Genomic DNA, 14,080 nt, shown 5'->3' with positions numbered 1-14,080 from the left:
AGCGACCAATGCAGAACATCAGTGACCTTCCCTGGCTGAGCCTGCTCATCGTCGTGCCGCTCGTCGCGGCCGCGGTGATCTGGCTCGTGCCTGCCCTCCACCGGGTGGCCCGCACCGTCGGCCTCGTCGTCTCCCTCGTCGTCCTCGCCGGCTTCGTCGTCATGGCGACCGGCTTCGACCTCGGCGCCGCCGCGGAGCACCAGTTCACCGAGCAGCTCTCGTGGATCCCGCAGCTCGGCGTCTCCTACGCCGTCGGGATCAACGGCCTGGGCCTGACGATGGTGGGCCTGTCGGTCCTCCTCGTCCCGCTCGCGCTGCTCGCCGCCTGGCGGGAGCAGGAGATCGTGCCCGAGGGCGCGGTCGTCGCGCGCCGCCAGGCCGGCTTCGTGGCCCTCGTCCTCCTCCTCGAGGCGACGATGGTGGCGGTCTTCTCCGCCCGCGACGTCTTCCTCTTCTACGTCGTCTTCGAGGCGATGCTCATCCCGGTGTACTTCCTCATCGGGAACTACGGCGGCCCCAAGCGCCGCTACGCCGCGCTGAAGTTCCTCGTCTACTCCCTGGCGAGCGGCCTCATCATGCTCGTCGGCGTCATCGCCCTCGGCGTCATGGGTCCCGGCGGGGAGCAGGCCTTCCTCATCGACACCCTCGCCGGCAGCGAGCTCGGCGTGTGGGCCGAGCGGTGGATCTTCATCTCCTTCTTCATCGCCTTTGCGGTCAAGGCGCCGATGTGGCCGGTCCACACCTGGCTGCCCGACGCCGCCCAGCAGGCCTCGCCCGGCACCTCCGCGCTCCTCGTCGGCGTCCTCGACAAGGTCGGCACCTTCGGGATGCTCGCGCTGTGCCTCCCGCTCTTCCCGGAGGCCTCCCGCTGGGCCGCGCCGGTCATCATCGTGCTCGCGGTCGTCTCGATCCTCTACGGCGCACTCGTCGCCGTGGGGCAGCGCGACGTCATGCGCCTCATCGCCTTCACCTCGGTGTCCCACTTCGGCTTCATCGTCCTGGGCATCTTCGTGCGCGAGGAGGTCGCCCTCACCGGCGCGATGCTCTACATGGTCGCCCACGGCGTCTCCACCGCCGCGCTCTTCCTCGTCTCCGGCTTCCTCACCCAGCGCGGTGGCACGCAGGAGATCGCCGCGTACGGCGGCATGCAGCGGGTGACCCCGGTGCTCGCGGGCAGCTGGCTCGTCGCCGGCCTCGCGACCATCGCCCTGCCGGGACTGTCGGGCTTCGTGCCCGAGTACCTCGTCCTGCTCGGCACCTTCCGGGTGAACGTCGTCGCGGCGGTCTTCGCCGTGCTGGCCGTCATCATCGCGGCCCTGTACATCCTGCTGCCCTACCAGCGGATGTTCACCGGGCCGCGCAACGAGACCCTCGCGGCGCTGCCGGACCTCGGCGCCCGCGAGAAGTGGGTCGTGGCCCCGCTGGTCGCCGGCATGCTCGCCCTGGGCCTCGTGCCCGGGCCAGTCATGGACGTCGTGCGGCCGGTGGCCGAGGAGGCCGCGATCGAGCAGCCCAGCACGCTGGACTCGGCGGCTGTGGTTGGACCTGACGGATCGAGCGACGCCGCAGCCGCGGGCGCCGAGGGGAGCGAGCAGTGAACTTCGTCCCACCGCACATCGAATGGGCGGCGCTGACGCCCGTCCTCATCGTGCTCGGCGCGGGCCTCCTCGGCATCCTCGTCGCCGCCTTCGTGCCCCGCCGGGCACGCCGGGGCACCCAGGTCGCGCTCTCCGCGCTGGCGATCGCCGGCGCGCTCGTCGCCGTCGTCTGGCGCTGGACCGTCGTGACCGTCGACGGCCCCCAGGAGGTGGCCGGCGGCACCCTCATCGAGGACGGCCCCGCCCTCCTCGCCCAGGGGATCATCGCGATCGTCGCGCTCATCGCGCTGCTCGTCATCGCCGACCGCTCCGAGTGGGGCGAGGACGCCTTCGCCGCCCAAGTGGGCACCCGGCCGGGCAGCCCGGAGGAGGCCGAGGCGCAGCGCGCCGGCCTCAGCCAGACCGAGGTCTTCCCGCTCGTCCTCTTCGCGACCGGCGGCATGCTCCTGTTCCCCGCCGCCGGCGACCTCCTCATGATGTTCGTCGCGCTCGAGGTCCTCTCGCTGCCGCTCTACCTCCTCACCGCGATGGCCCGCCGCCGCCGCCTGCTGTCCCAGGAGGCCGCGCTCAAGTACTTCGTGCTCGGTGCCTTCTCCTCGGCGTTCTTCCTCATGGGCGCGGCCCTGCTCTACGGCTTCTCCGGCAGCCTGCGGCTGTCGGAGCTCGCGGTCGCGGTGCCGAGCACCGGCGGCATGGACGGCCTGCTCCTCGCCGGCTCCGTCCTCCTCATCGTCGGCCTGCTCTTCAAGGTCGGTGCGGCGCCCTTCCACATGTGGACCCCGGACGTCTACCAGGGCGCCCCGACGCCCATCACCGGCTTCATGGCGGCCGCCACGAAGATCGCGGCCTTCGGTGCGCTGCTGCGCTTCGTCTACGTCGTCGTCCCCGGCCTCGGCTGGGACCTCGAGCCGCTCCTGTGGGGGATCGCCATCCTCACGATGGGGGTGGGCACCGTCATCGCGCTCGTCCAGACGGACGTCAAGCGGATGCTCGCCTACTCCTCGATCGCCCACGCCGGCTTCGTCCTCGTCGGCGTCATCGCCCTGGTCCAGGACGGCATCAGCGCGGTGCTCTTCTACCTCCTCGCCTACGGCCTGGCCACGGTCGGCGCCTTCGCCGTCGTCACCCTCGTCCGCGAGCGAGACGCGGCCGGCAACGTCACCGGCGAGGCCCTGCACCTGTCCCAGTGGGCGGGCCTGGGCCGTCGCAGCCCGGGCCTGGCCCTGGCGATGACGCTGTTCCTCCTGTCCTTCGCCGGCATCCCGCTCACCGGTGGCTTCATCGGGAAGTTCGCGGTCTTCGCGGCCGGTGTCGAGGGCGGGGCGACCGTGCTCGTCGTCGTCGCCGTCCTCGCCAGCGCCGCGGCCGCCTTCTTCTACGTCCGCCTCGTCGTGCTCATGTTCTTCACCGAGCCCGACGGCGAGCGCACGGCGGTCGTCCGCTCCGAGGGCCTCACCTCGGTGGCGATCGCGGTGTGCGCCCTCGGCACCGTGCTCCTCGGTGTCGTGCCCGGCCCGGTGCTCGACCTCGCCGAGCAGGCGGCGACGTTCCTGCCGTGACCGCCTCCATGTTCCAGCTCGGCGACGACGAGCTCAGCGACCGCCTCCTCGTCCGGATGGAGGAGGTGGAGGACCGCCTGCGCCAGGCCGTCACCGGCGCCGACGACCTCGTCGACGCCCCCATGCAGCACCTGGCCGCCGCGGGCGGCAAGCGCCTGCGGCCGGCCCTCACCCTCCTCACCGCGGAGCTCGGCACCGCCGGGCGCGAGGAGGTCGCGCGGGCGGCCGTCGCCGTCGAGCTCACCCACCTCGCCACCCTCTACCACGACGACGTCATGGACTCCGCGGCCCTGCGCCGCGGGGCCCCGAGCGCGCACGCCGTGTGGGACAACTCCGTCGCGATCCTCACCGGCGACCTCCTCTTCGCCCGCGCCTCCCAGCTCGTCGCGTCCCTCGGGGCCGAGGCGGTGCTCGTGCACGCCGAGACCTTCGAGCGGCTGTGCCTGGGCCAGCTCCACGAGACCCTCGGGCCGCGTGAGGGGGAGGACCCCATCGCCCACTACATCCAGGTCCTCGCGGACAAGACCGGCTCCCTCATCGCCGCCTCGGCGCGCTACGGCGCCGTCTTCAGCGGCGCGGGGGAGGAGCTGGCCGGGGTCCTCGAGCAGTACGGCGAGAAGGTGGGCGTCGCCTTCCAGCTCGCCGACGACGTCATCGACCTCGCCTCGGACTCCGAGACCACCGGCAAGACGCCCGGCACGGACCTGCGCGAGGGCGTGGCCACCATGCCCGTGCTCCTCCTGCAGCGCCGCGCCGCGGAGGGCCGGATCGACCCCGAGGGGGCTGCGGTCCTCGAGCGGCTCGCCAGCGACCTCGGTTCGGACTCCGCGCTGCGCGCCGCCGTCGAGCAGCTGCGGGACCACGACGTCCTCGAGGAGGCCCGCGAGCTCGCCCGCCAGTGGGCCCGCGACGCCGTCGCCGAGCTCGCCCCGCTGCCCGAGGGTCCGGTCAAGGAAGCCCTCAAGGACTTCGCCGGCCTCATGGTCGACCGCCTCGCCTGACCGGCCTGCCCCCACCGGCCGGCCCGCCCGCCCGCCAGGCGCCCACCCGCCACCGCCCGCCACGCCCGCGCCACCTTCCCCGCCGACAGCCGGATTGCTCCGGAGGGCCCGTCGACGTGACGCCCGGCACAGCGGAGGGGCGGGCGGGCGGCACCGCATAGACTGGACGGCGGATTCCCCCGCCCGCACCACCGACCAGACGAGGCTCTGTGACCAAGCCACTGCGCGTTGCCCTCATCGGCGCCGGCCCGGCCGGCATCTACGCCGCCGACATCCTGTCCAAGGCCGGCCTCGAGGTCTCCATCGACCTCTACGAGCGCCTCCCCGCCCCCTTCGGCCTGGTCCGGTACGGCGTCGCCCCCGACCACCCGCGCATCAAGCAGATCATCGTCGCGCTGCAGAAGATCCTCGCGCGCGGCGACATCCGGCTCGTCGGCAACGTCGACGTCGGCACGGACGTCTCGATGGAGGAGCTGCGGCAGCACTACGACGCCGTCATCATCTCCACCGGCGCCGACAAGGACGCCCCGCTTCCCATCCCCGGCATCGACCTGCCCGGGAGCTACGGCGCCGCGGACTTCGTCTCCTGGTACGACGGCCACCCGGACGTGCCGCGCACCTGGCCGCTGGAGGCGCAGAGCGTGGCCGTCCTCGGCGTCGGCAACGTCGCCCTCGACGTCGCCCGCATCCTCGCCAAGCACGTCGAGGACCTCATGCCGACCGAGGTCCCCGCGAACGTCGTCGAGGGCCTGCGCCAGAGCCCGGTGACAGACGTCCACGTCTTCGGACGCCGCGGCCCCGCCCAGGTGAAGTTCACCCCGCTCGAGCTGCGTGAGCTCGGCAAGGTCCCCGACGTCGACGTCATCGTCTACGAGGAGGACTTCGAGTTCGACGAGGGCTCCGAGGCCGCGATCCGCTCGACCAACCAGACCAAGCAGGTCGTCAAGACGCTCACCGACTGGACGCTGCGCGACCCGGAGGAGCTCACCGCCTCCCGCCGCATCCACCTCCACTTCCTCCACCGGCCCGTCGAGATCCTCGGCACCGACCGCGTCGAGGGCATCCGTACCGAGCGCACCGAGCTCGTCGGGGACGGCACCGTGCGGGGGACCGGCGTCTTCGTCGACACCCCCGTGCAGGCCGTCTACCGGGCGGTGGGCTACTTCAGCTCCCCGATCGACGGCGTCGCCTTCGACCACGTCGCGGGCGTCGTCCCCAACGACGAGGGCCGCGTGCTCGACGAGGACGGCGAGATCGTCACCGGGCTGTACGCCACCGGCTGGATCAAGCGTGGGCCGGTCGGCCTCATCGGCTCGACGAAGTCCGACGCGCAGCAGACGATCGCCCACCTCGTCGCCGACGCCGAGGCCGGGCGCGTCGCGCCGGGCAGCGCGCCGGCCGACCCCGACGCCCTCATCGCCGCCCTCGAGGAGCGCGGTGTGCCGACGACGAGCTGGTCCGGCTGGGAACTCCTGGACGCCTACGAGCGTTCCCTGGGTGAGGCCGAGGGGCGCGAGCGCGTCAAGGTCGTGCCCAGGGACGAGATGACCCGCGTGTCGCGGGGGGAGGAGAGCTAGATGGACGGCGGTCGACGGCACCTCAACGGAGTCAAGACCGCGGCGCTCTTCGGCGTCATGTGGGCCGTCCTCCTCGGGATCGGCGGCCTCATCGCGAGCGGCACCGGCTCCGGTGCCTTCATCTGGGTCTTCGCCCTCATCGGCGTCGGCACGACGTTCTACAGCTACTGGAACTCCGACAAGCTGGCGATCCGCGCCATGGGCGCGCGCCCCGTCTCCGAGGCGGAGGCGCCGGTCATGTACCGGATCGTCCGCGAGCTCTCGACGACGGCCCGCCAGCCCATGCCGCGCCTGTACGTCTCGCCCACCGTCCAGCCCAACGCCTTCGCCACCGGCCGCAACCCGCGCAACGCCGCGGTGTGCTGCACGGCGGGCATCCTGCAGATCCTCGACGAGCGCGAGCTGCGCGGGGTGCTGGGCCACGAGCTCATGCACGTGTACAACCGTGACATCCTCACCTCGTCGATGGCTGCGGCCATCGCCGGGCTCATCACCTCCGCGGCGCAGTTCCTCCTGTTCTTCGGGGGCGGCCGGGACCGCGGCGGCAACCCGCTGGCGATGATCGCGACGGCGCTGCTCGCCCCGATCGCCGCCTCGCTCATCCAGCTGGCGATCTCCCGCACCCGCGAGTTCGACGCGGACGAGGACGGCGCCCAGCTCACCGGTGACCCGATGGCCCTGGCCTCCGCCCTCGCCAAGCTCGAGCGGGGCACGGCGGCCGCCCCGCTGCGGCCCGAGCCGCGGCTCGAGGACGTCTCGCACATGATGATCGCCAACCCCTTCCGGGGCGGCGGCATGACCAAGCTCTTCGCCACCCACCCGCCGATGGCCGAGCGCATCGCCCGACTGGAGCGGATGGCCGGCTACTGACCGGCGGGCGCGTCAGCGGTAGTTGACGAACTGCAGGGCGGCGTCGATGTCGTCGGCCCCCTTGAGGAGCGCGATGACGGCCTGGAGGTCGTCCCGGTTCTTCGAGGACACCCGCACCTCGTCGCCGGTGATCTGCGTCTTGACGCCCTTGGGGCCCTCGTCGCGGACGAGCTTGGTGATCTTCTTCGCGTTCTCCGAGCTCAGCCCCTCCTTGAGGGTGCCCACGAGGCGGTACTCCTTGCCCGAGGCCTGCGGCTCGTTCTCACCGGTGTCCAGCGCCTTGAGGGACACCCCGCGGCGGATGAGCTTGCTCTGCAGGACGTCGAGCACCGCGAGGACCCGCTCCTCGGAGTTCGCCTTCATGAGGATCGCGTCCTCGCCGCTCCACTCGACCGAGGCGCCCACGCCCTTGAAGTCGTAGCGCTGGGCGATCTCCTTGGCCGCCTGGTTGACGGCGTTGTCCACCTCCTGGCGGTCGATCTTGCTCACGACGTCGAAGGACGAGTCGGCTGCCATCGGTGGGCTCTCCTTGGGTGCGAGGTGGATCACGCGGGCCCCTGGTTGGGAGCACCCGCTCCGGCTTGGTATTGTTCCACTCGGTCCTGCACGGACCAAGGCGGGTTGCCCGAGTGGCCAAAGGGAGCTGACTGTAAATCAGCCGCGGAATGCTTCGCAGGTTCGAATCCTGCACCCGCCACGTGAGACGGCTCGGATCCCAGGATCCGGGCCGTCGTCGTCGGTGGTGACCGTCCGCCGGGGACGTGAGGCAGGCCACGCCGAGGCGATTTCGTCCGAGCCGCCTCAGCATGTACGGTTGTCAGCGCCGCCCCGATAGCTCAGTCGGCAGAGCGTCTCCATGGTAAGGAGAAGGTCAAGGGTTCGATTCCCTTTCGGGGCTCCGATCGACGTCCACGTCGTGCGTCACGTAACATGGCGTGCCGGCCATGGTCGACGATCATGGCGGGGTAGCTCAGGTGGTTAGAGCACACGGCTCATAATCGTGGTGTCGCGGGTTCGAGTCCCGCCCCCGCTACTGAACGACACGGCTCCGGGGCCCCGGAGCCCCGATGAACGCGAGGAATACCGTGGCCAGCAAGTCCAGCGACGTCCGTCCGAAGATCACCCTCGCGTGCGAGGAGTGCAAGGAGCGGAACTACATCACCAACAAGAACCGTCGGAACAACCCCGACCGCCTCGAGGTGAAGAAGTTCTGCCCGCGCGACAACCGCCACACGATCCACCGCGAGACCCGCTGACCGGTCTACGCTGACCGCGTGAACGAGAGTCCCGACCGCCCCACCAGCGTCAACCTGACGCTCGTGGGGCGTTCGTATGCCCCCACGGAGACCTACCGCGTCTCCGCAGCGAAGATCGCCGAGATGGCCGCCGCCACCGGTGCCGGGCACCCCGCCCACACCGACCGGGACGCCGCCCGCGAGCTCGGCTACGACGACGTCGTCGCGCCGCCCACCTTCGCCGTCGTCGTCGCCCAGCGCGCCGAGCAGGCCTACATCGCCGACCCCGAGTCGGGGATCGACTTCTCCCGGGTCGTCCACGCGGAGGAGCGCTTCACCCACCACCGCCCGATCGTCGCGGGGGACCTGCTGCGCACCACCGTCCACGTCGACTCCGTCACCGAGCGGGCGGGCATCGCGATGGTGAGCACCCGGGCCGAGATCGCCGACGACGCCGGAACACCCGTCGCGACCGTCCGCTCGACGCTCGCCGTGCGCGGGGAGGGACGCTGATGGACCTGTCCGCCCTCGCCGTCGGCGACGAGCTGTTCACCCGCACCTACGCCGTCGACCGCGCGCTGCTCGTGCGCTACGCCGGCGCCTCCGGGGACTTCAACCCCATCCACTACAACGAGCGCGTCGCCCGCGAGGTGGGCCTGGACGGCGTCATCGCCCACGGGATGGCGACGATGGGCCTGGCCGCGGCCGCCGTCGCCGACTGGGCCGGCGACCCCGGCGCCGTCGTCGACTACGGCGTGCGCTTCACCCGCCCGATCGTCGTGCCGGACCCTGGTGAGGTCGAGCTCGAGGTGAGCGGGAAGGTCGGCGCCCTGGACGCCGAGGCCGGCACGGTGCGCGTGGACCTCACCGCCCGGGCCGCGGGCGTCACGGTGCTCGCCAAGGCCCAGGCCGTGGTCCGGCCCAGGTGAGCGTCACCGCCTCGCCCGCCGGCCGGCGCGCGACCGGAGCGGTGCTCGGGGTCTTCGCCCTCAACGGCTTCCTCTTCGCCAGCTGGGTCTCCCGCCTGCCCGCCGTCCGGGACGCCCTCGGGCTGAGCCCCGGCGAGATGGGCGTGCTCCTCCTCGTCGGCTCCGTCGGCTCCCTGCTCGCCCTGCCCGTCGGTGGCGCCGTCGCGCAGCGCGTGGGCGCGGCGCTGACCGTGCGGGGCGGGGTCGTCGTCGCGGTCGCGGGGTTCGGCGTCGTCGCGGCGGGGCTGCTCTCCGGCGCCGTGCCGCTGCTGGCGGTCGGCCTGCTCGTCGCGCAGATGGGGATCGCCGCCTGGGACGTCGCGATGAACCTCGAGGGCGGGCTGGTCGAGCACGAGATCGAGCGGGAGATCATGCCGCGGTTCCACGCGGGCTTCTCCCTCGGCACGGTCGCGGGGGCGGTCCTCGGGGCCGGCGCGGCACTCCTCGGGCTGCCGGTGGTCGTGCACCTCGCGGTCGTGGCCGTCGCCGTTGCGGTCGGCGGGCTGGTCGCCACCCGCGGCTTCCTCCCCTTCACCCCCGCGCCCCTCGAGAGCGGCCGACGCCGCCGGCTCGCCGCTGCGCTCGGCGGGTGGCGCGAGCCGCGCACCCTCCTCGTCGGCGTCATGGTCCTCGCCTTCGCCCTCACCGAGGGCGCCGCGAACGACTGGCTCGCGCTCGGCGTCGTCGACGGCTTCGGCACGTCCGACGCCGTCGGCGCCCTCGGCTTCGGCGTCTTCGTCACCGCGATGACGGTCATGCGCCTGGCGGGGGAGCGGCTGCTCGCCCGCTTCGGGCGGGTGGCGGTGCTACGCGGCACGACGGTCCTCGCGCTCGCCGGCCTCCTGCTCTTCGCCCTCTCCCCGGTGCTCTGGCTGGCGCTCGTCGGCGGGGCGCTGTGGGGCCTGGGTGCCGCCCTCGGCTTCCCGGCGGGCATGAGCTCCGCGGGCGACGAGCCGCTCAAGGCGGCCGCCCGGGTCTCGGTCGTCGCCTCGATCGGGTACACGGCCTTCCTCTGTGGCCCGCCCCTCCTCGGTCTGCTCGCCGAGCACGTCGGCTACCGCCGGGCGATGCTCGCGATCGCCGTGCCGCTCGCCGTCGCCTTCCTCGTCGCCCGCGCCGCGCGCCCGCTGCCGCAGACGCCGCGACCGCTGGACGCCCCCGCCCCGGGCCACGTCTAGATTGGTCCGGTGAGCACCACCGAGCAGTCCCCGGCCGCGCCGACCACCCTGGCCGAGCTGACCACCTTCCGCGTCGGCGGGCCGGTGGCCCGTCTCGTCGAGGCGACGACGGAGGCCGAGCTCCTCGCCGCCGTGCGCGAGGCCGACGAGCAGGGCACCGCGCTCCTCGTCCTCGGAGGCGGCTCCAACCTCCTCGCCTCCGACGACGGCTTCGACGGCGTCGTCGTGCGTGACGCGCGCCGCGGCATCCGCACCGAGTCGCAGTACGCGTGCGCCGGCGTCTCGATCACCGTGCCCGCCGGTCACCCCTGGGACGACGTCGTCGCCACCGCGGTCGCCGAGGGCTGGCGCGGCGTCGAGGCGCTCTCCGGGATCCCCGGGTCCACCGGCGCCACCCCCGTGCAGAACGTCGGCGCCTACGGCCAGGAGGTCGCCGAGACGCTCGAGACGGTGCGCGTCTACGACCGCCTCGAGCAGCGCACGCGCACCCTCGTCGTCAGCGAGCTCGGGCTGGGCTACCGCACGAGCGTGCTCAAGCGCTCCCTCACCGACACCCGCGCGGGCGGGGGACGCACCTGGGGCCCCACGGGCCGGTACGTCGTCCTCGAGGTCGGCTTCCAGCTCGCCCTCGGCTCCACCTCGGCACCCGTCCGCTATGCCGAGCTGGCACGTGCGCTCGGCGTCGAGCTCGGCGCCCGCGCACCGGCCGCCGACGTCCGGCAGGCCGTCCTCGAGCTGCGCCGCGGCAAGGGCATGGTCCTGGACGACGCCGACCCCGACACGTGGTCGGCCGGCTCCTTCTTCACCAACCCGGTGCTCACGGTCGAGCAGGCCGACACGCTGCTGCCGCCCGACGCGCCCCGCTTCCCGGTCGAGGACCGCTCCCGCCCCGCCTTCGGCGTCACCCCGCCCACGGTCCAGGGCCTGGTCAAGACCTCCGCCGCCTGGCTCATCTCCCGCTCCGGCGTCGAGCGGGGCCAGGGCGACCCCCGGCGCGCCGCGGTGTCGAGCAAGCACGTGCTGGCCCTGACCAACCGGGGCGGGGCGAGCGCCGCCGACGTCGTCGAGCTCGCCCGCACCGTGCGCGACGCCGTCCGCGCGCGCTTCGGCGTCGAGCTCGTCCCCGAGCCGGTCCTGCTCGGCGTGAGCCTCTAGGACTCCAGCCAGGCGTCGATCTCGGCCAGCCAGTGCCGCTTGCTCGACTCCGCGGCGAGGCTCGCACGGACCGAGCCGCGGGCCAGCTCGGCGAGGGCGACGTCGTCCATGCCGTGGTCCTCCCGCGCGATGCGGTACTGGTCGGTGAGGCGGGAGACGAACAGGAGCGGGTCGTCGGCGCTCAGCGCGATCCGGGCCCCCGCGTCGTGGAGGGTCCGCAGCGGGACGTCCGCGGCCGTGGGGTAGACCCCGAGCGCGACGTTGCTCGCCGGGGCCAGCTCGAGCGCGATGCCCGCCTCGGTGACCTTCTCCAGCAGCGCGAGGTCCTCGGCGAGGCGCACGCCGTGGCCCAGCCGGGTGGGCCCGAGGTGGGTGAGGACGGCGCGGACGTGGTCCGGGCCGAGGAGCTCCCCGCCGTGGGGCAGGCTCGCCAGCCCGGCCTGCCGGGCGATGGTGAAGGCGGGGGCGAACTCGCTCGTGTCGCCGCGGCGCTCGTCGTTGCTCAGCCCGAAGCCGACGACCTCGCCCGGGCCGTCGCCGCTGTGCCGCACCGCCAGGCGCGCGAGCGTGCGGGCGTCGAGCGGGTGGCGGGTGCGCGAGGCGGCCACGACGACGCCGACCTCCACGCCCGTCGTCCGGCTCGCCGTCCGGGCCTCGTCCAGGACGATCTCCAGCGCCGGGGTGAGCCCGCCGACGAACGGCGCGTAGGACGTCGGGTCGACCTGGATCTCCAGGCGGCGCGAGCCCTCGGCGGCGTCGTCCTCGGCCGCCTCGCGCACGATCCGCCGCATCGCGGCCTCGCTGCGCACGACGGCGCGGGCCGCGTCGTACAGGCGCTGGAAGCGGAACCAGCCCCGCTCCCCGGCGGGCACGCGCAGCGCCTGCCCGTCGAGCAGGGCCGGCGGGAGACGGATCCCGGCCTCCGTGGCCAGCTCGGCCAGGGTGCTGGGCCGCATCGAGCCGGTGAAGTGGAGATGCAGGTGGGTCTTGGGCAGCGTCGTCAGGTCCCGCACGGGCCCGAGTCTGTCACGGACCCGGCGACGACGACGTGCGGCGCCGCCCCGCCGGGTCGTGGTGGACTGTCCCCCATGGACGAGTCGGTGTCGCAGACCGAGCGCGACGACGTCGCCCTGCTCACCGGCCCCGGCGCGGGGGAGGTGCTGGGGGCGGCGCTCGCGGCCGAGGGTGCCTCGCTGGGGCCGTGGCGGGTCCACACCGTCCACCACCGGCCCGGCGCCGGCGTCACCGTCGGCTACACCGTCCGCACCGGCGGCGACGGACCGGACGACTACCTGTGCGCGACGACGGGCCGCGTCACCGCGCCGGCGGGGGAGGGGCTCGTCCGCCTCGAGAGCGGCGGCAGCGTCGGCCACGGGTGGGGGCACCCGGCCGACCCCGAGCTCCCGGCGCTCGCGGCGGCCTGCTCACCGGCGGGGCTGGCCGAGCGCCTGGGCGTGGAGCGGCAGCCCGCCGTCGAGCTCCTCGCCTACCGGCCGCTGCGCCGCGCCGTCGTGCGGGCACGGGGGACGGGCCTCGCGGACGGGGAGGTCTACGCCAAGGTCGTGCGGCCGCGGGCGCTGCACCAGCTCGCCACCCGCCACCGGGTGCTCACCGCCGCCGGTGTCCCGGCGCCGGAGGTGCTCCACGAGGACGACGACGGCCTGCTCGTCATCCGCGCGGGCCGCGGCACCTCCCTGGCGAACGCGCTGGCGCGCGGGATGGAGCCGGCGCGGGCGCGCGCCGTCCTCGACGACGTCGTCGCCGTCCTCGACCGCCTGCCCGCGGCCGCACTCGAGCTGCCGCGCCGGCCCGCCTGGGCCGAGCGCTCCGGCCACTACGCGCACGCGGCGAGCGTCGTCCTGCCCGAGCACCGCGCGCGCATCGAGGCGCTCGCCGACGGCGTGGCCGCCGCGCTGGCGAGTACCGACGCCGGCCCCGTCGTGCCGACGCACGGTGACCTCTACGAGGCCAACCTCCTCATGACCGACGGGCGGGTCAGCACCCTGCTCGACGTCGACTCCCTCGGCCCGGGGCACCGCGTCGACGACCTCGCCTGCCTCCTCGCTCACGTGAGCGTCCTGCCCCACCTCGCCCCGCGCACCTACCCCGGCGTGCCCGCCGTCCTCGAGACGTGGACCGAGCGGTGCGAGCGGCTCGTGGACCCCGGCGCGCTGCGCGCCCGGGCGGCGGGGGTCGTCCTCTCGCTCGTGGCCGGCGCCCGGCGCACGGGCGCGGCGGGGTGGCGGGCCGACGCCGAGGGGCGCCTGGCGGAGGCCGAGAGCTGGCTCGCCGGGGCCAGATGAGAGCCCTCTCATCCGGCCCTCCTCCCCCTCTCATGCGGGGAGGCTGGGCTGGGGCCAGGTGCGGCAGGCGCACCCGACGAGGAGGGACGGGCGATGAGCGCACGACGCTGGGTCACGACAGGAGTCCTGGGGGCACTCGGCATCGGTGGGGCGGGGCTGGCCGCGGCGGCCATCACCGAGCCCCCCGGCAGCCAGACGCTGCCCGCGGTGCGGGTGTCCGGCGAGGAGGCCGGCCCGTCCGCCACCCCGGACCCCCGGGCGACCGACCCGGCGTCCCCGGCGGCGGGGACGGCGACGACGGCCGCCTCGGTACCCACCTCGGCGACGCCCGCGGAGGCGCCCCGCGAGGCGGCCACGGCGGCCCCCGCACGCGAGCCCGCGCCGGAGCGCACGCAGGCACCGGCCCGCACCCAGGCCCCGAGCGGGCTCTTATACACATCTGACGCTGCCGACGACTCCTTACGTGTAGATCTCGGTGGTCGCCGGATCATTAAAAAAAAAAAACATACAGGTCATTGTGGACGGTCTGTCTTAATAAACAAAAACACAAACATGCCAGCTCAGTAGATGTGTAAATGATGTAGCGCAACTCTATAGGAAGTACATAGTGGCACTTCACGCGGACAACATATTACA

General features: G+C 73.6%; 13 protein-coding genes and 3 tRNA genes. 14 read left to right on the top strand and 2 right to left on the bottom strand.

All coding sequences use genetic code 11. From position 1 onward, the window contains the following. Positions 1–8 precede the first annotated feature (8 nt). The 5 genes from ACWPXV_RS15845 (at position 9) to htpX (ending at position 6,605) form a co-directional block, all read left to right on the top strand. The gene (locus tag ACWPXV_RS15845) at positions 9–1,598 is read left to right on the top strand and encodes an NADH-quinone oxidoreductase subunit M (RefSeq protein ID WP_454086119.1); all 1,590 of its coding nucleotides are present in this window, start codon (positions 9–11) and stop codon (positions 1,596–1,598) included. Continuing rightward, positions 1,595–3,157 carry an NADH-quinone oxidoreductase subunit NuoN gene (gene nuoN / locus ACWPXV_RS15840; protein ID WP_454086118.1) on the top strand — a complete coding sequence of 521 codons (1,563 nt, stop codon included), beginning with the start codon at positions 1,595–1,597 and terminating at the stop codon, positions 3,155–3,157. Before ACWPXV_RS15845 ends, nuoN begins: the two co-directional genes overlap by 4 nt. Further along, a complete protein-coding gene (locus ACWPXV_RS15835) occupies positions 3,154–4,158 on the top strand; it encodes a polyprenyl synthetase family protein (protein WP_454086117.1) in 1,005 nt (334 codons plus the stop codon). Before nuoN ends, ACWPXV_RS15835 begins: the two co-directional genes overlap by 4 nt. 209 nt (positions 4,159–4,367) lie before the next feature. Further along, positions 4,368–5,735, top strand: a complete 1,368-nt coding sequence (locus tag ACWPXV_RS15830) for an FAD-dependent oxidoreductase (protein WP_454086116.1) — start codon at positions 4,368–4,370, stop codon at positions 5,733–5,735. Then, positions 5,736–6,605: a zinc metalloprotease HtpX gene (gene htpX / locus ACWPXV_RS15825; protein ID WP_454086115.1), complete on the top strand. Its 870-nt coding sequence runs from the start codon at positions 5,736–5,738 to the stop codon at positions 6,603–6,605. A gap of 12 nt (positions 6,606–6,617) precedes the next feature. On the opposite strand, the gene ACWPXV_RS15820 is transcribed toward htpX, so the two are convergent. Continuing rightward, entirely contained in the window at positions 6,618–7,121 is a 504-nt protein-coding gene (locus tag ACWPXV_RS15820) for a YajQ family cyclic di-GMP-binding protein (protein ID WP_454086114.1), read from the bottom strand. 99 nt (positions 7,122–7,220) lie between these two features. On the opposite strand from ACWPXV_RS15820, the gene ACWPXV_RS15815 reads away from it, so the two are divergent. The 8 genes from ACWPXV_RS15815 to ACWPXV_RS15780 all read left to right on the top strand — a co-directional run bounded on the left by ACWPXV_RS15815 (position 7,221) and on the right by ACWPXV_RS15780 (position 11,141). Beyond that, positions 7,221–7,302, top strand: a tRNA-Tyr gene (locus tag ACWPXV_RS15815). A 128-nt stretch (positions 7,303–7,430) separates the two neighbouring features. Further along, positions 7,431–7,503 (top strand) — tRNA-Thr (locus ACWPXV_RS15810). Positions 7,504–7,564: 61 nt separating this feature from the next. Continuing rightward, positions 7,565–7,638: transfer RNA gene (locus tag ACWPXV_RS15805), tRNA-Met, on the top strand. A 34-nt stretch (positions 7,639–7,672) separates the two neighbouring features. Further along, positions 7,673–7,861 carry a 50S ribosomal protein L33 gene (rpmG, locus tag ACWPXV_RS15800; RefSeq protein ID WP_251304072.1) on the top strand — a complete coding sequence of 63 codons (189 nt, stop codon included), beginning with the start codon at positions 7,673–7,675 and terminating at the stop codon, positions 7,859–7,861. Between the two features lie 18 nt (positions 7,862–7,879). After that, the gene (locus ACWPXV_RS15795; RefSeq protein ID WP_454086113.1) at positions 7,880–8,353 is read left to right on the top strand and encodes an FAS1-like dehydratase domain-containing protein; all 474 of its coding nucleotides are present in this window, start codon (positions 7,880–7,882) and stop codon (positions 8,351–8,353) included. Next, on the top strand, positions 8,353–8,769 hold the full coding sequence (locus ACWPXV_RS15790; RefSeq protein ID WP_454086112.1) for a MaoC/PaaZ C-terminal domain-containing protein: 417 nt from the start codon (positions 8,353–8,355) through the stop codon (positions 8,767–8,769). Before ACWPXV_RS15795 ends, ACWPXV_RS15790 begins: the two co-directional genes overlap by 1 nt. After that, complete coding sequence (locus tag ACWPXV_RS15785; RefSeq protein ID WP_454086111.1) at positions 8,766–9,986, top strand: MFS transporter; 1,221 nt, start codon at positions 8,766–8,768, stop codon at positions 9,984–9,986. The genes ACWPXV_RS15790 and ACWPXV_RS15785 overlap by 4 nt, the downstream gene beginning before the upstream one ends. A gap of 9 nt (positions 9,987–9,995) precedes the next feature. After that, on the top strand, positions 9,996–11,141 hold the full coding sequence (locus ACWPXV_RS15780; protein ID WP_454086110.1) for a UDP-N-acetylmuramate dehydrogenase: 1,146 nt from the start codon (positions 9,996–9,998) through the stop codon (positions 11,139–11,141). Here ACWPXV_RS15780 and ACWPXV_RS15775 read toward each other — a convergent pair. Then, entirely contained in the window at positions 11,138–12,154 is a 1,017-nt protein-coding gene (locus ACWPXV_RS15775; RefSeq protein WP_454086109.1) for an adenosine deaminase, read from the bottom strand. The two genes, ACWPXV_RS15780 and ACWPXV_RS15775, sit on opposite strands and share 4 nt — an antisense overlap. Before the next feature lie 75 nt (positions 12,155–12,229). Here ACWPXV_RS15775 and ACWPXV_RS15770 point away from each other — a divergent pair, with 75 nt between their 5' ends. Then, positions 12,230–13,444 carry an aminoglycoside phosphotransferase family protein gene (locus ACWPXV_RS15770; RefSeq protein ID WP_454086108.1) on the top strand — a complete coding sequence of 405 codons (1,215 nt, stop codon included), beginning with the start codon at positions 12,230–12,232 and terminating at the stop codon, positions 13,442–13,444. Positions 13,445–14,080: the final 636 nt, after the last annotated feature.

The sequence above is a fragment of the Georgenia sp. Marseille-Q6866 genome (assembly GCF_965111665.1).
This window is presented reverse-complemented; position numbering and strand designations above follow the sequence as displayed.

Excerpts from the sequence above, each read along its gene's own strand:
- ACWPXV_RS15845 (WP_454086119.1), top strand. The coding sequence starts at position 9 with ATGCAGAACATCAGTGACCTTCCCTGGCTGAGCCTGCTCATCGTCGTG.
- htpX (WP_454086115.1), top strand. The coding sequence starts at position 5,736 with ATGGACGGCGGTCGACGGCACCTCAACGGAGTCAAGACCGCGGCGCTC.
- ACWPXV_RS15820 (WP_454086114.1), bottom strand. The coding sequence starts at position 7,121 with ATGGCAGCCGACTCGTCCTTCGACGTCGTGAGCAAGATCGACCGCCAG.
- rpmG (WP_251304072.1), top strand. The coding sequence starts at position 7,673 with ATGAACGCGAGGAATACCGTGGCCAGCAAGTCCAGCGACGTCCGTCCG.
- ACWPXV_RS15790 (WP_454086112.1), top strand. The coding sequence starts at position 8,353 with ATGGACCTGTCCGCCCTCGCCGTCGGCGACGAGCTGTTCACCCGCACC.
- ACWPXV_RS15770 (WP_454086108.1), top strand. The coding sequence starts at position 12,230 with ATGGACGAGTCGGTGTCGCAGACCGAGCGCGACGACGTCGCCCTGCTC.